Source organism: Pseudomonas sp. BF-RE-25, from assembly GCF_019956105.1.
GTDB lineage: Bacteria > Pseudomonadota > Gammaproteobacteria > Pseudomonadales > Pseudomonadaceae > Aquipseudomonas > Aquipseudomonas migulae.
The window spans coordinates 24770-45018 of sequence record NZ_JAHBDB010000003.1 but is presented as its reverse complement, the minus strand read 5'-3'; the positions used below and the strand labels follow the sequence as shown (position 1 = coordinate 45018).

Sequence of the window (20249 nt, the reverse complement as noted above, 5' to 3'; positions counted from 1 at the left end):
ATCGACAGGCACACCGCTTTCGCGAGCAAGCCCGCTCCCACAATGTCCGTGTTGCCCAAACGAGGGGGTATATTCATATACCCTTTCGATCTAGCTCGCGTCCTGATTAGAAGAGGTCGCTGTGCTAGGATTCCCCGCTCGAACACGGCCCGCTGGCCGTCCATAAGATCGTTTTCGTGAGTAGCCATGGTCGACAAACTGACGCATCTGAAACAGCTGGAGGCCGAAAGCATCCACATCATCCGCGAGGTCGCCGCCGAGTTCGATAACCCGGTGATGCTGTACTCCGTCGGTAAAGATTCCGCCGTGATGCTGCACCTTGCGCGCAAGGCATTCTTCCCGGGCAAATTGCCGTTCCCGGTGATGCACGTCGACACCCGGTGGAAGTTCAAGGAAATGTACGAATTCCGCGACCGCATGGTCGAAGAACTCGGCCTGGACCTGCTGGTGCACGTGAACCCTGATGGCGTGGCCCAGGGCATCAACCCGCTGACCCACGGTAGCGCCAAGCATACCGACATCATGAAAACCGAGGGCCTGAAACAGGCGCTCGACAAGTACGGTTTCGACGCCGCTTTCGGTGGCGCTCGCCGCGACGAAGAGAAGTCCCGCGCCAAAGAGCGCGTGTATTCCTTCCGCGACACCAAGCACCGCTGGGACCCGAAAAACCAGCGTCCAGAGCTGTGGAACGTCTACAACGGCAACGTCAACAAGGGCGAATCGATCCGCGTTTTCCCATTGTCGAACTGGACCGAACTGGACATCTGGCAGTACATCTACCTCGAAGGCATCCCGATTGTGCCGCTGTATTTCGCCGCCGAACGCGACGTCATCGAGATGAATGGCACCTGGATCATGATCGACGACGAACGCCTGCTCAATCACCTGAGCGACGAAGACAAGGCGCGCATCGTCAAGAAGAAAGTCCGTTTCCGTACACTGGGTGACTACCCGCTGACCGGTGCGGTCGAGTCCGAGGCCACCAGCCTGACCGACATCATTCAGGAAATGCTCCTGACGCGAACTTCCGAACGCCAGGGCCGGGTCATCGATCACGATGGCGCAGGCTCGATGGAAGAAAAGAAACGTCAGGGTTATTTCTAAGGGGTTGTCATGTCGCACGCATCTGATTTGATCAGCGAGGACATCCTCGCCTACCTGGGCCAGCACGAACGCAAGGAAATGCTGCGCTTTCTGACCTGTGGCAACGTCGACGACGGCAAGAGCACCCTGATCGGGCGCCTGCTACACGACTCCAAGATGATCTACGAAGATCACCTGGAAGCCATTACCCGCGACTCGAAAAAAGTCGGCACCACCGGCGAAGACATCGACCTGGCATTGCTGGTCGACGGCCTGCAGGCCGAGCGTGAGCAGGGCATCACCATCGATGTCGCTTACCGCTACTTCTCCACCGCCAAGCGCAAATTCATCATCGCCGACACCCCTGGCCATGAGCAGTACACCCGCAACATGGCCACCGGTGCATCCACCTGTGACCTGGCGATCATCCTGGTCGACGCGCGCTACGGCGTGCAGACCCAGACCCGTCGCCACAGCTTCATCGCCTCGTTGCTGGGCATCAAGCACATCGTGGTCGCCATCAACAAGATGGACCTCAATGGCTTCGACGAAAGCGTGTTCGAGTCGATCAAGGCCGATTACCTGAAGTTCGCCGAAGGCATCGCGTTCAAGCCGACCACCATGGCCTTCGTGCCGATGTCGGCGCTGAAGGGCGACAACGTGGTGAACAAGTCCGAGCGCTCGCCGTGGTACACCGGCCAGTCGCTGATGGAAATTCTCGAAACCGTCGAAATCGCCAGCGACCGCAACTACACCGACCTGCGTTTCCCGGTGCAGTACGTCAACCGTCCGAACCTGAACTTCCGTGGTTTCGCCGGCACCCTGGCCAGCGGCATCGTGCACAAGGGCGATGAAGTCGTTGTGCTGCCGTCGGGCAAGAGCAGCCGCGTGAAATCCATCGTCACCTTCGAAGGTGAGCTGGAGCATGCCGGTCCTGGTCAAGCAGTGACGCTGACCATGGAAGACGAGATCGATATCTCTCGCGGCGACTTGCTGGTGCACGCCGACAACCTGCCGCAAGTGACTGACGCCTTCGACGCCATGCTGGTGTGGATGGCCGAAGAGCCGATGCTGCCGGGCAAGAAGTACGACATCAAGCGCGCCACGACGTACGTGCCGGGTTCGATTACCAGCATCGTCAACCGCGTTGACGTGAACACCCTGGAAGAAGGTCCTGCCAGCGCGTTGCAGTTGAACGAGATCGGTCGCGTCAAGATCAGCCTCGACGCCGCCATCGCGCTGGACGGTTACGCGAGCAACCGCACCACCGGTTCGTTCATCGTCATCGACCGTTTGACCAACGGCACCGTCGCCGCCGGCATGATCATCGCTCAGCCGTTGGCGCATGGCAGCAGCACGCACCACGGCAAACTGGCGCACGTTGCCACCGAAGAACGCGCTCAGCGTTTCGGCCAACAGCCGGCCACCGTGTTGTTCAGCGGTTTGTCGGGCGCGGGCAAAAGCACCCTGGCTTACGCCGTTGAACGCAAGTTGTTCGACCTTGGCCGTGCGGTGTTTGTGCTCGATGGCCAGAACCTGCGTCACGACCTGAATAAAGGTCTGCCACAGGATCGCGCCGGACGCACCGAGAACTGGCGTCGTGCCGCGCACGTTGCGCGTCAGTTCAACGAAGCCGGTCTGCTGACCCTCGCTGCCTTCGTTGCGCCGAGTGCAGAAGGGCGTGAGCAGGCCAAGGACCTGATCGGCAAGGAGCGTCTGCTGACGGTCTACGTCCAGGCCTCGCCTACGGTCTGTGCCGAGCGTGATCCGCAAGGCTTGTACGCAGCGGCCGGGGATAACATTCCGGGCGATTCCTTCCCGTACGACGTGCCGCTGGACGCCGACCTCGTGGTCGACACCCAGTCGCTGTCGCTGGAAGAAAGCGTCAAGCAAGTGCTGGATCTGCTGCGCAAGCATGGCGCGATCTAAGCGTTAGCCGCTAATGAAAAACCCGCCGATGAGTGATCATCGGCGGGTTTTTTTGTATCCCTGAAACCGCCATCGCGAGCAGGCTCGCTCCCACAAGGCCAGTGTTCACTGAAGATCAACTGTGGGAGTGAGCCTGCTCGCGATGAGGCCGGTGCAGACGTTAGATTACTTCCCGGGATACTCGCGATGCATCTGCGTCAACAACGCATCCTTGTCTAACCAAAGCTGATTGATCCACCCCTGAAACTGCAACCGATACTCCCCATCCTGGTCGTAGTTCTTGCCAATAAACTGCGGCGGAATCTTCAACTCCTGAAAGTGCACCACAACATCTTCAACGTTCCCGCATAACAGATCCCAATACCCCGGACGCCCGCCCGGATAGTGAATCGTCACGTTGACGATCGACTCCAACTGCTCACCCATGGCGTCCAGCACAAACGCAATGCCACCGGCCTTGGGTTTGAGCAGGTACTTGAACGGGGATTTCTGCTGCGCATGCTTGCCTTCGGTGAAGCGCGTGCCTTCGACGAAATTGAAAATCCCCACCGGGTTATCACGAAACTTCGCGCAGGTCTTGCGCGTGGTTTCCAGGTCTTTGCCTTTCTTCTCCGGGTGCTTTTCCAGGTAAGCCTTGGAATAGCGCTTCATGAACGGAAAGCCCAGTGTCCACCAGGCCAGGCCAATCACCGGCACCCAGATCAGCTCTTGCTTGAGAAAGAACTTCAGCGGCTGGATACGACGGTTGAGCACGTACTGCAACACCATGATGTCGACCCAGCTCTGGTGGTTGCTGGTGATCAGGTACGAGTGCTGATAGTCCAGCCCTTCAAGGCCGCTGAGGTGCCAGCGGGTGCGGCGGACCAGGTTCATCCAGGCCTTGTTGTTGCTGATCCAGGCTTCATGGGTATGGTTCATCAGCCAGCGGGTGAACCGCTGGGTGAGGGCGAACGGCAACACCTTGAAAATCGCCACGCAGAACAGAAACGAGCAGAGCAGAATCGTATTCAGTGCCAGCAACAACGATGCAATCACGCCGCGAGCGGCGGCAGGCAGGAAATCCAGCATTTAAACATCCAGAGGTCGGTTGGCAGCTTGAATCGCGGTCAACGCGATGGTGTACACGATGTCGTCGACTTGCGCGCCACGCGGCAGGTCGTTCACCGGTTTGCGCAGGCCTTGCAGCATCGGGCCGAGGCTGACGCAGTCGGCGCTGCGCTGCACGGCTTTGTGCGTGGTATTGCCGGTATTCAGGTCGGGGAACACGAACACCGTGGCGCGACCGGCGACCTGACTGTTCGGCGCCAGTTGCCGGGCAACGGTTTCGTTGGCGGCGGCGTCGTACTGCAACGGGCCGTCGATCAGCAGCGAATGTTGTTGTTCGTGGGCGAGCAACGTCGCCTCGCGGACCTTCTCGACCTCTTCGCCGCTGGCCGATTCACCGCTGGAGTAGCTGATCATCGCCACGCGCGGCGTAATGCCGAACGCTGCTGCCGAGTCCGCACTTTGCAGGGCGATCTCGGCCAGTTCCGTGGCGCTCGGGTGCGGGTTCATCACGCAGTCGCCGTAGACCAGCACCTCTTCGGGAAACAGCATGAAGAACACCGACGACACCAGGGTGCAGCCCGGCGCGGTCTTGATCAACTGCAAGGCCGGGCGGATGGTGTTGGCGGTGGAGTGAATGACACCGGACACCAGGCCGTCGACTTCATCCAGCGCCAGCATCATCGTGCCGATCACCACGGTGTCTTCCAGTTGCTGCTCGGCCATCGGCGCGTTGAGGCTTTTGGTCTTGCGCAGCGCAACCATCGGCTCGACGTAGCGTTCGCGAATCAGGTCCGGATCAAGAATCTCCAGGCCTGGCGGCAGCTCGATATCGTGGGCACGCGCCACGGCTTCGACATCCGCCGGTTTCGCCAGCAACACGCAACGGGCAATGCCGCGCGCCTGGCAGATTGCCGCGGCTTGCACGGTCAGCGGCTCACTGCCTTCGGGCAGCACGATGCGTTTGTTGGCGGCCTGGGCGCGCTGGATCAATTGATAACGGAACACCGCAGGCGACAGGCGCATTTCCCGTGGCGTGCCGCAACGCTGGTGCAGCCAGTTGGCGTCGAGGTGGCTGGCGACGAAGTCGGTGATGATCTCCGCACGCTCGCGGTCGTCGATCGGGATTTCCTTGTTCAAACCGTTCAGCTGGTTCGCGGTGTCGTAGGAGCCGGTGCTCACCGACAACACCGGCAAGCCGGCCTGCAAGGCGCCACGGCACAGGTCCATGATGCGCGGGTCGGGCAGGGTGTCGCTGGTCAGCAGCAGGCCGGCCAGCGGCACACCGTTCATGGCAGCGAGGCTGACGGCGAGGATGATGTCGTCGCGATCACCGGGCGTCACCACCAGCACGCCGGGCTTGAGCAGCTCCACGGTGTTGCGCATGGTGCGCGCACAAATGATGATTTTGGTCATGCGCCGGGTTTCGTAGTCGCCGGCATTGAGGATTTGCGCGCCCATCAGATCGGCCACGTCGCGGGTGCGCGGCGCGTTCAGTTCCGGCTGGTACGGGATGCAACCGAGCAAGCGGAAATCACCGCTGCGCAGCAACGGCGAATGCTCCTTGAGGCGCGAGGCGAAGGCCTCCATGCTCTCGTCGGTCTTGACCTTGTTGAGGATCACGCCGAGGACTTTCGGGTCTTTCGGCCCGCCGAACAATTGCGCCTGCAACTCCACGCGACCGGAGAGCTCAGTCAGCACCTCGTTTTCCGGTGCCGAAACCAGAATCACGTCGGCATCCAGACTCTTGGCCAAATGCAGATTGACCCGCGCGGCGTAACTGGCGCTGCGGGTCGGGACCATGCCTTCGACGATCAGCACGTCCTTGCCGATGGCTGCTTGCTGATAGAGCGTGATGATTTCTTCGAGCAACTCATCGAGCTGGCCGTCGCCGAGCATGCGCTCGACGTGCGCCAGGCCCAGCGGTTGCGGCGGTTTCAAACCGTGGGTTCGCGCCACCAGTTCGGTGGAGCGCTCCGGCCCGGTATCACCCGGATGCGGCTGGGCAATCGGTTTGAAAAAGCCGACTTTGAGGCCGGCCCGCTCGAGGGTGCGCACCAGCCCGAGGCTGATGGAGGTCAGACCCACACCAAAATCGGTGGGCGCGATAAAAAAAGTTTGCATGCGGATTCTCTAAGGGAGCATGACAAAGGTGATCATCTATAGCTGACGATCTACCGAAATTCAGTCGCCAAGGTTATCGCTAACCGAGCCTTGTGCGCACCAACCGCATTCAAAGGGCTGGCCTATTTTTTCAATACGTTGCGCCGGGTCCATGACCCAGGCGCGCGATTGCCACGGCGGCTGGTGGCGCAGGTGCTGCGTGTGGCCACAGGACAGCTCGGCCACCCAATGCCCGTCCTCGTCCTGATGAAAACCTGTGACCGTCGAGCCTGGCGCCGCATTCCGTCTGTCCGGGTTGTGTTCGCTTTCGGACGATTGCTTCGCTAAACTTGGCCTTTCTAAATTCTTATGCAAAAGGTCTCGCCCCATGCTGATCGCCGCCAATAAGGCTGTCTCCATCGACTATACCCTGACCAACGACGCTGGTGAGGTCATCGACAGCTCCGCCGGCGGCGCGCCGCTGGTCTACCTGCAAGGCGCAGGTAACATCATTCCGGGCCTGGAAAAGGCTCTGGAAGGCAAAGCAGTCGGCGACGAGCTGACCGTGGCCGTTGAACCTGAAGACGCTTACGGCGAATACGCTGCCGAACTGGTCAGCACCTTGAGCCGCAGCATGTTCGAAGGCGTCGACGAGCTGGAAGTGGGCATGCAGTTCCACGCTTCCGCACCAGACGGCCAAATGCAGATCGTGACCATTCGCGATCTGGACGGCGACGATGTCACCGTCGACGGCAACCACCCGTTGGCCGGTCAGCGCCTGAACTTCCAGGTCAAGATCATCGCCATCCGTGACGCCAGCCAGGAAGAAATCGCTCATGGTCACGTCCATGGCGAAGGTGGCCATCACCACTGATTTTCTGCGCTAAGCTCAGAGAACTGGAGAGGCGCCCGAGGGCGCCTTTTTAGTCCGCGGCTGTCCTTGGTGGCCTCACCAAGAGGCTGTTTCGAGAAGAACACGGGAATCTGGAGTACGTCATGAGTGCTTTTCACGACCTTAAATTGACAGCCCTGGATGGTCAGGAGCTTCCGCTGGCGCCCTTCAAGGGGAACGTCGTGCTGGTGGTCAACGTTGCCTCCAAATGTGGCTTGACCCCACAGTACGCGGCGCTGGAAAACCTCTATCAACAGTACAAAGGCAAGGGCTTCAGCGTGCTGGGCCTGCCGTGCAACCAGTTTGCCGGGCAGGAGCCGGGCACCGAGAAAGAGATCCAGGAGTTCTGCAGCCTCAACTATGGCGTGACCTTCCCGTTGTCCAGCAAGCTGGAAGTCAACGGTCATGAGCGTCATCAGTTGTACCGCCTGCTGGCGGGCGAGGGGGCTGAATTTCCGGGTGATATCACCTGGAATTTCGAAAAATTCCTGCTCGGCAAGGACGGTCGTGTACTGGCACGGTTCTCACCGCGTACGGCGCCGGATGATCCCACTGTCATTCAGGCAATCGAAAAAGCCCTGAGCTGACACCTCCCCTGTAGGAGCGAGCTTGCTCGCGATGGACTGGAGAACGCCGCGGGCTGTCAGGGCCCCAGCGTCATCGTTGACGACCATCGCGAGCAAGCTTGCTCCTACAGTTTCGTGTGACTTTTGGATCTTAATCACTGCAATGAATAGTGCTGTTCATCGCGTGGGACTCTCCATATTATCGCCGTCATAAAGTCTATTCCCGTGGAGCGTCCCATGCCTGTCAAAGCCCTGTTCAAACCGTTCCACCTCGGCACCCTCGAACTGCCGACCCGTGTCGTCATGGCGCCGATGACCCGCTCGTTTTCGCCGGGTGGCGTACCCAATTCCAAAGTGATCGAGTACTACCGTCGTCGCGCCGCTGCAGGCGTAGGCTTGATCATCACCGAAGGCACCACCGTCGGCCACAAGGCCTCCAACGGCTACCCGAACGTGCCGCATTTCTACGGTGAAGCCGCGCTGGCCGGCTGGAAGAAAGTTGTCGACGCGGTGCATGCCGAAGGCGGCAAGATCGTTCCGCAGCTTTGGCATGTCGGCAGCGTGCGTCGCATCGGCACCGAGCCTGACGCCAGCGTGCCGGGTTACGGTCCGTCGGAAAAACTGAAGGATGGTCAGGTCGTGGTTCACGGCATGACTAAACAGGATATCCAGGACGTGATCGCCGCGTTCGCTCAAGCTGCCAAAGACGCGCAAAGCATCGGCATGGACGGCGTGGAAATCCACGGCGCCCATGGCTATCTGGTGGACCAGTTCTTCTGGGAAGGCAGCAATCAGCGCACCGATGAATACGGTGGTGACCTGGCGAACCGTTCGCGTTTCGCCATTGAGCTGATTCAGGCGGTGCGTGCGGCAGTCGGTGAAGGCTTCCCGATCATCTTCCGTTTCTCTCAGTGGAAGCAGCAGGATTACACCGCGCGTCTGGTACAAACTCCGGAAGCGCTGGGCGAGTTTCTCAAGCCGTTGTCCGACGCAGGCGTGGACATTTTCCACTGCTCGACGCGCCGTTTCTGGGAGCCGGAGTTCGACGGTTCCGAGCTGAACCTGGCAGGCTGGACGCGTAAACTGACCGGCAAGCCGACCATCACCGTGGGCAGCGTCGGCCTGGATGGCGAGTTCCTGCAATTCATGGTCAACACCGACAAGATCGCGCAGCCGGCCAGTCTGGAAAAACTGCTGGAGCGTTTGAACAATGACGAATTCGATCTGGTGGCGGTGGGGCGTGCGCTGTTGGTGGACCCGGACTGGGCGCAGAAAGTGCGTGACGGGCGTGAGGGAGACATCCTGCCGTTCAGCCGTGAGGCGTTGATGACGCTGGTTTAAGCGGCGACTGCGCTGACGCCATCGCGAGCAGGCTCGCTCCCACAGGTTTTGTGCACGACACACAACCACTGTAGGAGCGAGCCTGCTCGCGATGGCTGACTGAAAATCACCGAAGATTCAGGGGACGGTCGGTGCATTCGGCACCACCAACTCCCCGACACAAGCCCCCCGCAACTGCCCCTCGAACTGCTCGATAATCGCTGCCCAACCCTGCCGACTCGCATGCTGGCGCGCATTCAGCCTTACGCATCGCAAGTTCTCGTGCTTCTCCAGCAGCCAAGCCGCGGCATCGCTGAACGCTTCCTCATCTCCCGGCATCGCCAGCACGCCGTTGTAGCCATGGCGAATATGCTGAGCCGCCGCAGCCTGATCGTAGGCCACCACGCCCAACCCTGACGCTAGTGCCTCAAGCACCACATTGCCGAACGTTTCGGTCATGCTCGGAAACAAAAACACATCCCCTGACGCATAGTGGCTGGCCAGGGCCTCGCCGCGCTGAGTGCCACAGAAAATCGCTTCGGGCAGTTCCTGTTCCAGCGCCACTCGTTGCGGACCGTCACCGACGATGATCAGCTTTAGGATTCGCTGTGGATAAGTCGCTTTCAACGTATCGAAACAACGCTTGAGCAAACCAAGGTTTTTCTCCGGTGCCAGGCGTCCTACATGGATGACTGCGATGTCCTTCTCGCCCAAGCCCCATTGCTCACGCAACGATTGCAGCCGTTTGGTTGGGTGGAACAACTGACTGTCGACCCCGCGGGACAGCAATGCCAGCCGCTCGAAATGCCGACGCTCCAGCTCCAGCCGCTGGCTGACACTCGGCACCAGCGTCAGGGTCGAGCGATTGTGAAACCAGCGCAGGTAGTGGGTCAGCAGGCGCGTGAGTAAACCGAGCCCGTACTGATTGGAGTACTGCTGGAAGTTGGTGTGAAAACCGCTGACCACCGAAATCCCCAGACGCCGTGCTGCGCGCAATGCGGACAGGCCCAGCGGTCCTTCCGTGGCGATGTACAGCACGTCCGGGCGCTGGCGCTTCCAGCGTCGCAGCAGCTTGTGCATCGACGACTGACCCCATTGCAAACCCGGATACCCCGGCAGCGGCCAGCCCCGGCACAGCAGCAATTCATCGTCGCTGCCCAGTTGTTGATCACAACCCTGGCGTGGCCGCACCAGTTCAACCTGGTGTCCACGCGCGCGCAAACCGTCGCACAAGCGGCCAAGGGTATTGGCCACGCCGTTGATTTCGGGAGGGAAGGTTTCGGTAATCAGGGTGATATGCAGAGCTGTCGTCATGACCTCAGTGTCGGCTGAGGCCATGTCGTCGTTGTGGCGTTTTGATGATGGATTTGTGACTGGCTTAGCGTTGCGTCACCAGATTCTCGGCACCGCGTTCGCGCACCCAGAACAGGGTTGCCCCGGCCACTGCAGCCGGCATCATCAGAATATTGACCACCGGAATCAGCAGCACCAGGTAAACACTCCCGCCGAAACTCATGCTCTGCCAGCGCTTCTCGCGCAGCCAGGCGAGCATCTCGTTCCAGCCCAGCTTGTGGTTGTCCGCCGGGTAGTCGATGTACTGGATCGCCATCATCCATACGCCGAACAGTAGCCACAGCGGCGCGGCGATGATGTTCACCACCGGGATGAACGAGAGGATGAACAGCCCGATCGCCCGCGGCAGGAAGTAGCCGAGTTTGCGCATTTCCCGGGCGAGGGTGCGCGGGATCATGGCGATCAGTTCACTCCAGCTGAAAGCCGGGAAGTCGTCGGTGCCGCGCACCACCACTTCGACTTTCTCCGCGAGAAAACCGTTGAACGGCGCAGCGATGACGTTGGCGAGCATGGTGAAGGTGAAGAACACCATCAACACCACCAGCACCACGAAAATCGGCCAGAGGATGTAACTGAGAAAACTCAGCCAGTCGGGCAGGGACGGCATCAGCGTATCGACCCACAGACTGAATTGATGGCCGGCCAGATAAATCAATCCGACGAACAGCACCAGATTGATTGCCAGCGGCAGCAACACGAACAAACGCAGGCTGGGGCTCAGGACCAGCTTGAGGCCTTCGCGCAGGTATTGCGGGCCGGACAGAACAGGGGCAGGCATATCGTGCTCCGAGCAGAGGGGAAACGCGCCGACCTTACCGGCTTTGCCTGACGGGCGAAAGCGCGGTCGCAGCATCGACATCAACTGTAACAAAGGCGCCTATATATAAGCGGTAACCGGATAGAGACCGCCTATGAGCTGGATTGTTAAACCGTATTTCCTTAATCTTCGCCCCCTCGATACGCTGCACCCAATCTTTTTACAGGACTGTCGAGTTCAAGCCTTCCCCAAGTGCTTTCAACGGTCCTTTTTTATTCCCGCCGGCAATCCGGCGTTCCGCGCCAGGTATTCCGGGCCGGTCAACAGGAGCAGGTCATGTCTGAAGTCCGTCATTCGCGAGTGATTATTCTCGGTTCCGGCCCTGCCGGTTACAGCGCCGCGGTGTATGCCGCCCGTGCCAACCTCAAGCCACTGCTGATCACCGGCATGCAGGCCGGCGGTCAACTGACCACCACCACCGAAGTCGACAACTGGCCTGGCGATGTCCACGGTCTGACCGGCCCGGCGTTGATGGAGCGGATGCGTGAGCACGCCGAGCGCTTTGAAACCGAGATCGTTTTCGATCACATCAATGCCGTGGACTTCGCCGCCAAGCCTTACACCCTGACCGGCGACAGCGCGACTTACACCTGCGACGCCCTGATCATCGCCACCGGCGCCAGCGCTCGTTACCTGGGCCTGCCATCGGAAGAAGCGTTCATGGGCAAAGGCGTTTCGGCCTGCGCGACCTGCGACGGTTTCTTCTACCGCAACAAGCCAGTGGCCGTGGTCGGTGGCGGTAACACCGCTGTCGAAGAAGCCCTGTACCTGGCCAACATCGCCAGCACCGTGACCCTGATCCACCGTCGCGAAACCTTCCGCGCCGAGAAGATCCTGATCGACAAGCTCAACGCTCGCGTTGCCGAAGGCAAGATCATCCTGAAGTTGAACTCGAACCTGGACGAAGTCCTGGGCGACAACATGGGCGTGACCGGTGCTCGCCTGAAGAACAACGACGGCAGCTTCGACGAGCTGAAAGTCGACGGCGTGTTCATCGCCATCGGCCACACCCCGAACACTTCGTTGTTCGAAGGCCAGCTGACGTTGAAAGACGGTTACCTGGTGGTGCACGGCGGCCGTGAAGGCAATGCGACCGCGACCAACGTTGAAGGCATCTTTGCTGCCGGTGACGTGGCTGACCACGTTTACCGTCAAGCGATCACCTCGGCCGGCGCTGGTTGCATGGCGGCACTGGACACCGAGCGTTACCTCGACGGTCTGCAGAACGCTTCGTTCTGATTCTGTTGAAATGAAAAAAACCGGCTTCGGCCGGTTTTTTTTTGTCCACGATTCCATGGCTGATCACATTTCATTGTGGGAGCGAGCCTGCTCGCGAAGGACGTCAACGATAACGCTGGCAACCTGACGCCACGCGGTGCCCTGTCTTCCATCGCGAGCAGGCTCGCTCCCACATGGGTTCAGTGATCAGGTCAGCTTTTTCAGGCACGCTTCCAGGATGTCGAGGCCTTCTTCCAGCACGGCGGGCTCGGTGGTCAACGGCGCCAGCAGCCGGATGATGTGCCGCGACTTGCCGCTAGGCATCAGCAGCAACCCCGCTTCACGGGCCAGGGCCAACAGTTGCGTCAGTTGCGCCGGGGCGGGTGTGCCGTCGGCGTTGGCCAGTTCGATGCCGCGCATGGCGCCGACACCGGTCAGGCGTCCGAGATAAGGGGAAACCTTGTTGGCGCGCCAGGCTTCGTAGCGGCTGACGATCGCTTCTTCCTGTTGCGAACCCCAGGCGTGCAGGTTGGCATCGGTCATTTCATCCAGCGTCGCCAACGCAGCGGCGCAGGCGATCGGATTGCCCGAATAAGTGCCGCCCAGTCCGCCCTTGGGCAAAGTGTCGAGCAACGACTTGCGCCCGACCACCGCTCCCAGCGGCATACCGCCGGCAATGCTCTTGGCCAGCAGGATCAGGTCCGGCTCGATGCCCAGTCGCGAGAACGCAAACCGCTGGCCGGTGCGGCCGAAGCCGGACTGAATTTCATCGGCGATCAGCAGGATGTTCTTTTCATCACAGAACTTGCGCAAGGCCTGAGCGAACTCGACATCCATCGCCAGGAAACCGGCTTCACCCTGCACAGGCTCGACGATAAAGCACGCCACGTCGTCGACATCGATCTCGACGCTGAACAGCCGATCCATCGCCTTCAACGCTTCGGCGCAGGTCACGCCGTTGTCCTTGCTCGGGTAGGGCAAGTGGAACACCGGACCGGGCAACACGCCGACCTTCTGTTTGTAAGGCGCGACTTTGCCATTGAGGTTGAGGGTGGCGAGGGTGCGTCCGTGGAAGGCGCCGTCGAAAGCGATGACGGCCGTGCGACCGGTCGCGCCCCGGACGATTTTCAGGGCGTTTTCCGCCGCTTCCGCACCGCTGTTGGTGAGCATGCCGCTGACCGGGTAATCCACCGGGATGAACGCGGCCAGACGCTCCATGAGTTCGAGGTAAGGCACGTGCGGGGCGGCGTTGAACGCGTAATGCGTCAACCGGGTGGCTTGTTCGCGAATGGCCTCGACGATGCGCGGGTGGCAATGGCCGAGGTTCAACACGCCGATGCCGCCGACAAAGTCGATGTAGCGTTTGCCCTCGGTGTCCCAGACCTCGGCGTTTTTGCCGTGGCTGAGCGTGACAGGGTGCACGATGTTGATCGACCGGCTGATGGTTTCGCTGCTCATGGATGACCGACTCTGAAGAAGGGATGCTTCTTTTTATCTAAGCCGTGAGCAGTGCTGCCCGGCAAACGAAATAAAGTTGCCGGGTCAATCTTAAAAGTCGGGATGTGGTTTGAGCGTTGTGCAAATTTTTTCGAAACAACGCAAAACCATTGTAGGAGCCGGCTTGCTGGCGATGGGGCCCTTAAGTCTTGCATCGACATTGAGGACGCCATCGCCAGCAAGCCGGCTCCTACAGTGGGAGGTGTTGCTCAGAAATCAGCGGCGGGTCAGGGGTTGCTGGGTGAACTTCACACCGGCCAATCCATGGGCAATCAACGCGCGGATGTTGCCGTGATCGCTGCCGTCAGGCGTGGCTACGACGGAGCGGTAATGCTCGCCGAATGCCAACAGCGCTTCTTCATCGCTCAACCCTTCCAGCAGCGCCAGGCCCAGGGTCTTGCACGAACCTTCGTTTTGCCCGGCGGCGTTTTCCACGCCGCCGTTGTTGAACGGCTGTGGCTGGTAGTCATAACCGGCGGCGATGAAGGCCAGGGTGTCGGCAAAAACGTGTTCGCCGCTCTTGAGGCTGGCGCGCAGGGTGTTCAAATCACTCATTGGGTTTTCCTTTGGCGAACGCCGCTTGTTGCTCGGCGCTGGCTTCTTGCTGATATTGGGCTTTCCACTCGGCGTACGGCATGCCGTAGACGACTTCACGGGCGTCGTCGAGGCTGACCTCGATCTGACGTTCGTCAGCCGCGGCCTTGTACCATTTGGACAGGCAGTTGCGGCAGAAACCCGAGAGGTTCATCAGGTCGATGTTCTGCACATCCTTGCGGCTGTCCAGGTGCGCGACCAGCCGGCGGAAGGCGGCGGCTTCAAGTTCGAGGCGTTGTTGGTCAGTCATGATGGGCTCTGTGCTGTTCAGTCGTGCGCGAGATAATAAAAGTCTGGCGAGCAATGCGCCAGACGCGGTCAGCGGCTCGCGGCCAGGGTGATCGACACTGACTCGGCGAAACGCAGGGCGTGGGGCTTGTCGACTTCGACCTCGGCGTACAGCACCGACTCATTGGCCATGACCAGATCGAGAATTTCCTGGGTCAGGCGTTCGAGCAGGGCAAAGCGATTGCCTTCCACGTGAGCGATGATCGCTTTGGTGATGGTCCGGTAATTCAGCGCGTGATCGATGTCGTTGTCACGCACCGCTTCCTGGGCTGCATACAGGATCGTCAGGTTGATCAGCACGTCCTGCTTGTTGAGGATTTCATCCTCGTTGATCCCGATGAACGTCCGCAGGCACAGGTCCTTGACCCGGATGCGTGCCATTCCTGGTTGAAGTTGTGGCATTGCTACTTGCTCCGTCCAATCAATTGCAGGAACTCCTGGCGGGTGTTGCTCGACTCGCGGAAGGCGCCGAGCATCACCGAGGTGTTCATGGTCGAATTCTGTTTCTCGACGCCGCGCATCATCATGCACATGTGCTGTGCCTCGATGACCACCGCGACACCGGCGGCACCGGTCACTTGTTGCACCGCGTCGGCGATTTGCCGGGTGAGGTTTTCCTGGATTTGCAGGCGACGCGCAAACATGTCCACCAGCCGCGCAATCTTCGACAGGCCCAGCACTTTACCCGTTGGAATATAAGCCACATGCGCCTTGCCGATGAAGGGCAGCAGGTGATGTTCGCAGAGTGAATACAGCTCGATGTTGTCGACAATGATCATTTCATCGTTGTCGGAGGCGAACAACGCGCCGTTGACGATTTCTTCGACACATTGCTCGTAACCATGACACAGGTACTGCATGGCTTTGGCTGCGCGCGCCGGCGTATCGAGCAGGCCTTCGCGATCGGGATTTTCACCGAGGCCGATGAGGATTTCGCGGTAGTTCTGGGACAGGGCGTTCTGGGGCCGGGATAACGTCATGAAATATCCTCGCGGGGCACCTTACTTGAGGTGCCGTCCGCCGTTGACGGTCAGGGTCGTGCCGGTGACATAAGGGTTGTCGAGCAAATAACGCAGGCTTTGGTAGATCACGTCGCTACCGGGTTCGATACCCAATGCGGATTTGGCCAGAGCCTTGGCGCGGTACGCCGCGTCGTCGTCAGGGTTGAACAGTAGCAGGGCGGGCGCGATGCCGTTGACCTTGATGTGCGGCGCGTACTTCGCCGCGAAGGACAGGGTCAGGCTGTCGAGCCCGGCTTTGCTGGCGCAGTAGCCGATGTGCTTGCTGCTGCCCTTGCGCGTGACGTCATCGCTGATGTGCACGATGTCCGCCGGGGTCGAGCGTTGCAACAAGTCGGCACAGTGCAGGTTGATCAGGTAGGGCGCCAGCATGTGCACGCTGAACATGCGGGTAAACGCTGCGGCGTCGGTGTCCGGCGTTTCGGCCAGCCATTCGGATGCGTTATGGATGATCGCCCGCAGGCAGTCGGTGTGGGTTTTCAGTTCGCTGATGAAGGCGAGAATCCCGCCCTCGCTGGAAAAGTCGGCGAGGATTGCCGTCGCCCCCAGATCACGCAATGCCTGTACGCCTGGGCGTTCAGTACGATAGCTGAAGATCAGCGCATGGCCGTCTTCGAGCAATCGCTGCGCGCAGTGCAGGCCGACACGCTGGCCGGCACCGGTGATGAGGATCGGGGCGGATGAAGAGGTCATGAACGGCTCGCGTCGCGGTAAGAGCAAAACTATACCAGCGACGAGCCGTGAGGTGGCTTTTGTAGGAGCGAGGCTTGCCCGCGAAGAACGATGACGCGGTCCAGGCATTCAACCGCGTAATCGTTCTTCGCGGGCAAGCCTTGCTCCTACAGGTGGCGGTCAGTGATTCTGGGTGGTGGGTTCAACAGGCAATCGCCGTGTTGGCGCGCTGTTCAACCAACCTGCCAACAAACGGGTCGACAGCGGAATAAAGAAATAGACCATCAACGGCGTCAGACACAGCGTGCTGATGAACACCCGAGGCAGCAGGCTCATTTCGCCGAGCAACGGCCCGAGCACGAAGTTGAACAGCAACGACACCGGAAAAAACGCCAGCCAGATCGCCACGGCCTGTTTCCAGCGTGGCGGACGCGCGCCGGCTGCGCCGAACCAGCCTTCGATGCCGCTCACGCGATGTTCTGTCTTATGCGCAAACAAGTCGCTGCCGCGCGCGAGCCAGGCGGTACGCGAAGCCGAATGCTCCCAGGCGTGCATGGTCTGCGCGTTGGCGAAGCGGAAAATGATCTGGAATTCGTCATCGTCGGGCGGCGGGGCGAGCACGCCTGAGCCGAGATAACCCTGGAAGTCGGTGGCCAGTTGTTCGCCTTCGCGCAACCAGGCCATCAGGTCCTGATAACGCCCATCGGCGACGCGGCGCGCAACCATCAGCGTGACGGGGGAGGTAGACATTTTGTATCTCCGGATGACAATCGCGTTACTCCGGATAGGAGTTTCGCCAGGCGCAGCGCCGGGGTGATGGGCTGCGACTTGGAACAAGCAAGGATTATTCCGGATTCTACAGGTTATGGCCGCGACAATCGTCGTCCATCAAGGTATTGAATGCTGATGGGGCAAGAGAGGTAGAATGGGATCCAATTTATGCGCGGACGTTGACTGCCCTATGCCTGTCTTGACCGAAGATGTCGCTGGTTTGCCGCGTGCTCTTTCCATAGAAAAGGAAGAACTGTTTCCGATCCGTGAAGTGTCAAGGCTGACGGGCGTCAACCCGGTCACCTTGCGGGCGTGGGAGCGACGTTATGGTCTGATTCAGCCAATGCGCACCGAAAGCGGGCATCGCTTGTACGCAATGACCGATATCGAGCGGGTCCGCAGCATCCTGGGCTGGATCGAACGTGGCGTCGCCGTCAGCAAGGTCGGCAAGATACTGGCCAAGACTGCCCCGCTTCAAGCGTTGTCCCACATCATCCCCAACGAACTGGTGCAGGCTGACTACGCGCAGTGGCAGGAACAAGTCAAAGCGGCGGTGAGCGTGTTCGATGAGGTGCAGCTGGAGCAGGTCTATGGGCAGATCTTTTCCAGTTACCCCCTGACCGTGGCGTTTCAGGACATTCTGATGCCACTCTGGAAGCAATTCCTGCAACGTCAGGAAGTGTTCGGCCAAGCCAGCGAGTGGCTATTCTTGGACGGTTTTTTGCGTTCACGGGTATTACAGCGGCTGCTGCTGGTGCGCGTCATGCAGCCACGACGGGTGATTGTCTGTCCCCTGAACGAACAATGTCGCGAACTCGAACTGTTGGTCACGGCGTTGTTTTTGAGCAGTGTCGATTCGGCCATTCAATTGCTGGCGATCGGTCAGCCCTTCGATGAGCTGGCGCTGGTCTGCGAAAGGGTCAAGCCCCAGGCGTTGGTGCTGTTTTCCAATCACGCGCCGACCAGTGATTTACCGCGACGTTTGAATCGTCTGGCGATGAGCCTGGATTGCCAGTTGATGCTGGCCGGTGACGCGTCGGAACTGGCGCAGGAGAGCCTGGACGGATCGTCCATTGGCTGCCTGGGTAACGAAGGAGTGGTGATGCGTCAGCGCCTGAAACAGTTCCTGGCAGGCAACCTGGACACCTGAATCACAGATGCAGGGTCGGATGGGTCAGTCGATGCTGCTGAAGAATGTACTGGCGCAGGCGCTCGGTTTCATCCTTGTCGCTCTGACTCAACTGATAGGCATAGAAGCCGTTCTCGGTTTCTCTCTCGAAGGTGCCGCGCAACGCTATACGTTCGTAGCCTGACGGGCTGAACCACAACGCGAAATGCTTGGGCGGTTTGGTCTTGTTGCGAACTTCCAGCAAAACCCCTTTGAACGACACTTCATGCACCCACATCGTGCCGGGTTGGCCGACGGCATTCTCCAGGGCGACCGGTTCTTCGAGGACCAGGCGCCATGGCCGGACCAGCGGTCCGTCTTCATAAATGCTGGGAACGCCGAGACGTAAATGCAGCGCGTGAAATTCGTCTTCCACCAGGTGCAGCGGGAAGGTCATTTGCTGATTTTCGAAGTTGGCCTGGATCGTGACTTGCTCATGAGCAGCAAGGCGCGTGAGCAAGTCACGAATTTGCGAACCACCATTTACAAGCAGACTCGACGTCGCATCCCGCACATTGAGTTGCGGGTTGTGTTGCATGGTCTGGATAAAATCCAGCTCATCCTGGGTCAGGAGTGCGTCGCGCTGCATGATTGGCTCGAAAGGAAAAGTAACAAAGTCATCGGTGATTGTAGTTAATGACAATCAATTATCGGTTTTGTTTGCGCCGTTCGTCGGTTTGAGCGCGGCGAGCTCGGCCTGAAGCTCTGCCACTTGCGCTTCAAGCTGCGCTACCCGCTGCTGCGCCTTGACCTGCACGGTGACGTCCTTTTGCACGCCGACAAAATACGTCTGACCGTCACTCGGGTTTTTCACCGTCGAAAGCGACAGCTCATTCCAGAAGGGCGTGCCGTCCTTGCGGTAGTTTCGCAGGATTTCCCGGCAGGAGCCGCCACTGCTCAACGCATTGCGAATCAAGGGCAGCGCTTCCTGGTCGCGGTCACCTGATTGCAGAAAGCGGCAATCCTGGTAGAGGATTTCTTCGCTGGTGTAACCGGTCAGCCGTTCAAATGCAGGGTTGACGTAAATCAGGATGTTGTCGTGTTCACCTTCTTTTTCGGCAATCACGATGCCGTCGTTGGACGCGTTAATCACCATTTGCAGCAATTGTGCGTTGATCATCGGAGAATCCTTTCCAGATTGATTGAGCGCAGCATTCTAAAAGAACTCTAGCGGCCTTCAATGCTTAATGAGAGCTAATCGCAGCTTTTTTGCTGTGGCTGTTAATATCCCTCATCTTTTTACTCAGCTTCAGGATCAGATTGATGAAAGTCGCCATCTTTTCGGGCTCGGTGTACGGCACGGCTGAAGAAGTCGCTCGCCACGCTGCGAATATTTTGAAAGCCGCGGGCTTCGAAACCTTTCACAACCCGCGCGCAAGCCTTGCCGATGTACAGGCGTTTGGCCCGCAAGCCTTTCTGGCAGTGACTTCGACCACGGGCATGGGCGAACTGCCGGACAACCTGCAACCGTTGTATTTCGCCATTCGTGACCAATTGCCGGCCGCCTGGCGTGGTTTGCCGGGCGCGGTGATCGGCCTGGGCGATGCGAGCTACGGCGATACGTTCTGTGGCGGCGGTGAACTGATGCGCGAGCTGTTCGGCGAACTGGGCATCCGCGAAGTGCTGCCAATGCTGCGCCTGGATGCCAGCGAAAGCGTCACCCCGGAAACCGATGCCGAACCCTGGCTGGCGGAACTCGTCACCGCTCTGCAGGGCTGAGTGGCCATTCGTGCCGCAAGGCGAGCCAGGATTGTGCCGCTTCGTGGCTGCTGACCGGTTCGCTGACCCCTTGTTGGCGGCGGTACTTTGACATGGATCCAAGCTGTCTGGCGCAGTGACTCGCTAGGTCATCAAGCTGGCTGCCAATGCAACTACATGAACCCCGGGGGCTGACTAGACTGCTAAACGTGAGCAA

General features: G+C 59.6%; 22 protein-coding genes. 8 read left to right on the top strand and 14 right to left on the bottom strand.

Annotation, left to right across the window (positions count from 1 at the left end):
* Positions 1–186 precede the first annotated feature (186 nt).
* Both cysD and cysN read left to right on the top strand, forming a co-directional pair.
* Positions 187–1104, top strand: coding sequence for a sulfate adenylyltransferase subunit CysD (gene cysD / locus KGB24_RS01490; RefSeq protein WP_008026947.1), 918 nt, complete (start codon positions 187–189; stop codon positions 1102–1104).
* 9 nt (positions 1105–1113) lie between these two features.
* A complete protein-coding gene (gene cysN, locus KGB24_RS01485; RefSeq protein ID WP_223415026.1) occupies positions 1114–3012 on the top strand; it encodes a sulfate adenylyltransferase subunit CysN in 1899 nt (632 codons plus the stop codon).
* A gap of 165 nt (positions 3013–3177) precedes the next feature.
* Here cysN and KGB24_RS01480 read toward each other — a convergent pair whose 3' ends face one another.
* From KGB24_RS01480 to KGB24_RS01470, 3 genes are read right to left on the bottom strand one after another with little or no spacing between them, the layout of a single operon-like run.
* On the bottom strand, positions 3178–4080 hold the full coding sequence (locus KGB24_RS01480) for an acyltransferase (RefSeq protein ID WP_223415028.1): 903 nt from the start codon (positions 4078–4080) through the stop codon (positions 3178–3180).
* A complete protein-coding gene (pta, locus tag KGB24_RS01475) occupies positions 4081–6180 on the bottom strand; it encodes a phosphate acetyltransferase (protein WP_008026952.1) in 2100 nt (699 codons plus the stop codon).
* A 60-nt stretch (positions 6181–6240) separates the two neighbouring features.
* Positions 6241–6579 carry a DUF3565 domain-containing protein gene (locus tag KGB24_RS01470; RefSeq protein WP_081500182.1) on the bottom strand — a complete coding sequence of 113 codons (339 nt, stop codon included), beginning with the start codon at positions 6577–6579 and terminating at the stop codon, positions 6241–6243.
* Between KGB24_RS01470 and KGB24_RS01465 the strand changes: the two genes are divergently transcribed.
* From KGB24_RS01465 to KGB24_RS01455, 3 genes are all read left to right on the top strand, one after another.
* A complete protein-coding gene (locus tag KGB24_RS01465) occupies positions 6548–7033 on the top strand; it encodes a peptidylprolyl isomerase (protein WP_008026954.1) in 486 nt (161 codons plus the stop codon). The genes KGB24_RS01470 and KGB24_RS01465 overlap by 32 nt on opposite strands.
* A 122-nt stretch (positions 7034–7155) precedes the next feature.
* On the top strand, positions 7156–7638 hold the full coding sequence (locus KGB24_RS01460) for a glutathione peroxidase (RefSeq protein WP_008026956.1): 483 nt from the start codon (positions 7156–7158) through the stop codon (positions 7636–7638).
* A 216-nt stretch (positions 7639–7854) separates the two neighbouring features.
* Positions 7855–8958, top strand: coding sequence for an NADH:flavin oxidoreductase (locus tag KGB24_RS01455; RefSeq protein ID WP_008026958.1), 1104 nt, complete (start codon positions 7855–7857; stop codon positions 8956–8958).
* Between the two features lie 117 nt (positions 8959–9075).
* Here KGB24_RS01455 and KGB24_RS01450 read toward each other — a convergent pair whose 3' ends face one another.
* Together KGB24_RS01450 and cysZ are read right to left on the bottom strand one after the other, a co-directional pair.
* A complete protein-coding gene (locus KGB24_RS01450) occupies positions 9076–10275 on the bottom strand; it encodes a glycosyltransferase family 4 protein (RefSeq protein ID WP_008026959.1) in 1200 nt (399 codons plus the stop codon).
* A gap of 40 nt (positions 10276–10315) precedes the next feature.
* Positions 10316–11068, bottom strand: a complete 753-nt coding sequence (cysZ, locus tag KGB24_RS01445; protein WP_223415030.1) for a sulfate transporter CysZ — start codon at positions 11066–11068, stop codon at positions 10316–10318.
* Between the two features lie 315 nt (positions 11069–11383).
* Here cysZ and trxB point away from each other — a divergent pair, with 315 nt between their 5' ends.
* On the top strand, positions 11384–12346 hold the full coding sequence (gene trxB / locus KGB24_RS01440) for a thioredoxin-disulfide reductase (RefSeq protein WP_008026963.1): 963 nt from the start codon (positions 11384–11386) through the stop codon (positions 12344–12346).
* 186 nt (positions 12347–12532) lie between these two features.
* Here trxB and KGB24_RS01435 read toward each other — a convergent pair whose 3' ends face one another.
* The 7 genes from KGB24_RS01435 to KGB24_RS01405 form a co-directional block, all read right to left on the bottom strand.
* On the bottom strand, positions 12533–13783 hold the full coding sequence (locus tag KGB24_RS01435; RefSeq protein WP_223415032.1) for an aspartate aminotransferase family protein: 1251 nt from the start codon (positions 13781–13783) through the stop codon (positions 12533–12535).
* Between the two features lie 255 nt (positions 13784–14038).
* Complete coding sequence (locus KGB24_RS01430) at positions 14039–14377, bottom strand: HopJ type III effector protein (RefSeq protein WP_223415034.1); 339 nt, start codon at positions 14375–14377, stop codon at positions 14039–14041.
* Entirely contained in the window at positions 14370–14666 is a 297-nt protein-coding gene (locus tag KGB24_RS01425) for a DUF1244 domain-containing protein (protein WP_008026968.1), read from the bottom strand. The genes KGB24_RS01430 and KGB24_RS01425 overlap by 8 nt, the downstream gene beginning before the upstream one ends.
* Positions 14667–14734: 68 nt before the next feature.
* Entirely contained in the window at positions 14735–15106 is a 372-nt protein-coding gene (gene folX / locus KGB24_RS01420) for a dihydroneopterin triphosphate 2'-epimerase (protein ID WP_008026970.1), read from the bottom strand.
* A 2-nt stretch (positions 15107–15108) separates the two neighbouring features.
* On the bottom strand, positions 15109–15684 hold the full coding sequence (gene folE, locus KGB24_RS01415) for a GTP cyclohydrolase I FolE (protein ID WP_008026971.1): 576 nt from the start codon (positions 15682–15684) through the stop codon (positions 15109–15111).
* 21 nt (positions 15685–15705) lie between these two features.
* Positions 15706–16416: a dihydromonapterin reductase gene (gene folM / locus KGB24_RS01410; protein WP_223415036.1), complete on the bottom strand. Its 711-nt coding sequence runs from the start codon at positions 16414–16416 to the stop codon at positions 15706–15708.
* Positions 16417–16575: 159 nt separating this feature from the next.
* Positions 16576–17145 carry an antibiotic biosynthesis monooxygenase gene (locus KGB24_RS01405; protein ID WP_223415038.1) on the bottom strand — a complete coding sequence of 190 codons (570 nt, stop codon included), beginning with the start codon at positions 17143–17145 and terminating at the stop codon, positions 16576–16578.
* A gap of 211 nt (positions 17146–17356) precedes the next feature.
* Here KGB24_RS01405 and KGB24_RS01400 point away from each other — a divergent pair, with 211 nt between their 5' ends.
* Positions 17357–18316 carry a MerR family transcriptional regulator gene (locus tag KGB24_RS01400; RefSeq protein WP_223415040.1) on the top strand — a complete coding sequence of 320 codons (960 nt, stop codon included), beginning with the start codon at positions 17357–17359 and terminating at the stop codon, positions 18314–18316.
* A 1-nt stretch (position 18317) separates the two neighbouring features.
* On the opposite strand, the gene KGB24_RS01395 is transcribed toward KGB24_RS01400, so the two are convergent.
* Both KGB24_RS01395 and KGB24_RS01390 read right to left on the bottom strand, forming a co-directional pair.
* Positions 18318–18923 (bottom strand): hypothetical protein, encoded by a 606-nt coding sequence (locus KGB24_RS01395; RefSeq protein WP_008026978.1) that lies wholly within the window; start codon positions 18921–18923, stop codon positions 18318–18320.
* A 54-nt stretch (positions 18924–18977) separates the two neighbouring features.
* Positions 18978–19454, bottom strand: coding sequence for a PAS domain-containing protein (locus KGB24_RS01390; RefSeq protein ID WP_008026981.1), 477 nt, complete (start codon positions 19452–19454; stop codon positions 18978–18980).
* A 143-nt stretch (positions 19455–19597) separates the two neighbouring features.
* On the opposite strand from KGB24_RS01390, the gene KGB24_RS01385 reads away from it, so the two are divergent.
* Positions 19598–20053 (top strand): flavodoxin, encoded by a 456-nt coding sequence (locus tag KGB24_RS01385; RefSeq protein ID WP_223415042.1) that lies wholly within the window; start codon positions 19598–19600, stop codon positions 20051–20053.
* Positions 20054–20249 lie beyond the last annotated feature (196 nt).

Bases quoted from the DNA above. Each gene is read 5' to 3' on its own strand.
- KGB24_RS01400 (WP_223415040.1), top strand. From the start codon at position 17,357: ATGCCTGTCTTGACCGAAGATGTCGCTGGTTTGCCGCGTGCTCTTTCC.
- KGB24_RS01455 (WP_008026958.1), top strand. From the start codon at position 7,855: ATGCCTGTCAAAGCCCTGTTCAAACCGTTCCACCTCGGCACCCTCGAA.
- KGB24_RS01385 (WP_223415042.1), top strand. From the start codon at position 19,598: ATGAAAGTCGCCATCTTTTCGGGCTCGGTGTACGGCACGGCTGAAGAA.
- folM (WP_223415036.1), bottom strand. From the start codon at position 16,416: ATGACCTCTTCATCCGCCCCGATCCTCATCACCGGTGCCGGCCAGCGT.
- KGB24_RS01405 (WP_223415038.1), bottom strand. From the start codon at position 17,145: ATGTCTACCTCCCCCGTCACGCTGATGGTTGCGCGCCGCGTCGCCGAT.
- cysZ (WP_223415030.1), bottom strand. From the start codon at position 11,068: ATGCCTGCCCCTGTTCTGTCCGGCCCGCAATACCTGCGCGAAGGCCTC.
- KGB24_RS01435 (WP_223415032.1), bottom strand. From the start codon at position 13,783: ATGAGCAGCGAAACCATCAGCCGGTCGATCAACATCGTGCACCCTGTC.
- folX (WP_008026970.1), bottom strand. From the start codon at position 15,106: ATGCCACAACTTCAACCAGGAATGGCACGCATCCGGGTCAAGGACCTG.
- KGB24_RS01425 (WP_008026968.1), bottom strand. From the start codon at position 14,666: ATGACTGACCAACAACGCCTCGAACTTGAAGCCGCCGCCTTCCGCCGG.
- KGB24_RS01470 (WP_081500182.1), bottom strand. From the start codon at position 6,579: ATGGAGACAGCCTTATTGGCGGCGATCAGCATGGGGCGAGACCTTTTG.
- KGB24_RS01430 (WP_223415034.1), bottom strand. From the start codon at position 14,377: ATGAGTGATTTGAACACCCTGCGCGCCAGCCTCAAGAGCGGCGAACAC.
- pta (WP_008026952.1), bottom strand. From the start codon at position 6,180: ATGCAAACTTTTTTTATCGCGCCCACCGATTTTGGTGTGGGTCTGACC.
- KGB24_RS01450 (WP_008026959.1), bottom strand. From the start codon at position 10,275: ATGGCCTCAGCCGACACTGAGGTCATGACGACAGCTCTGCATATCACC.
- KGB24_RS01480 (WP_223415028.1), bottom strand. From the start codon at position 4,080: ATGCTGGATTTCCTGCCTGCCGCCGCTCGCGGCGTGATTGCATCGTTG.
- cysN (WP_223415026.1), top strand. From the start codon at position 1,114: ATGTCGCACGCATCTGATTTGATCAGCGAGGACATCCTCGCCTACCTG.
- KGB24_RS01465 (WP_008026954.1), top strand. From the start codon at position 6,548: ATGCTGATCGCCGCCAATAAGGCTGTCTCCATCGACTATACCCTGACC.
- folE (WP_008026971.1), bottom strand. From the start codon at position 15,684: ATGACGTTATCCCGGCCCCAGAACGCCCTGTCCCAGAACTACCGCGAA.
- KGB24_RS01460 (WP_008026956.1), top strand. From the start codon at position 7,156: ATGAGTGCTTTTCACGACCTTAAATTGACAGCCCTGGATGGTCAGGAG.
- cysD (WP_008026947.1), top strand. From the start codon at position 187: ATGGTCGACAAACTGACGCATCTGAAACAGCTGGAGGCCGAAAGCATC.
- KGB24_RS01390 (WP_008026981.1), bottom strand. From the start codon at position 19,454: ATGATCAACGCACAATTGCTGCAAATGGTGATTAACGCGTCCAACGAC.
- trxB (WP_008026963.1), top strand. From the start codon at position 11,384: ATGTCTGAAGTCCGTCATTCGCGAGTGATTATTCTCGGTTCCGGCCCT.
- KGB24_RS01395 (WP_008026978.1), bottom strand. From the start codon at position 18,923: ATGCAGCGCGACGCACTCCTGACCCAGGATGAGCTGGATTTTATCCAG.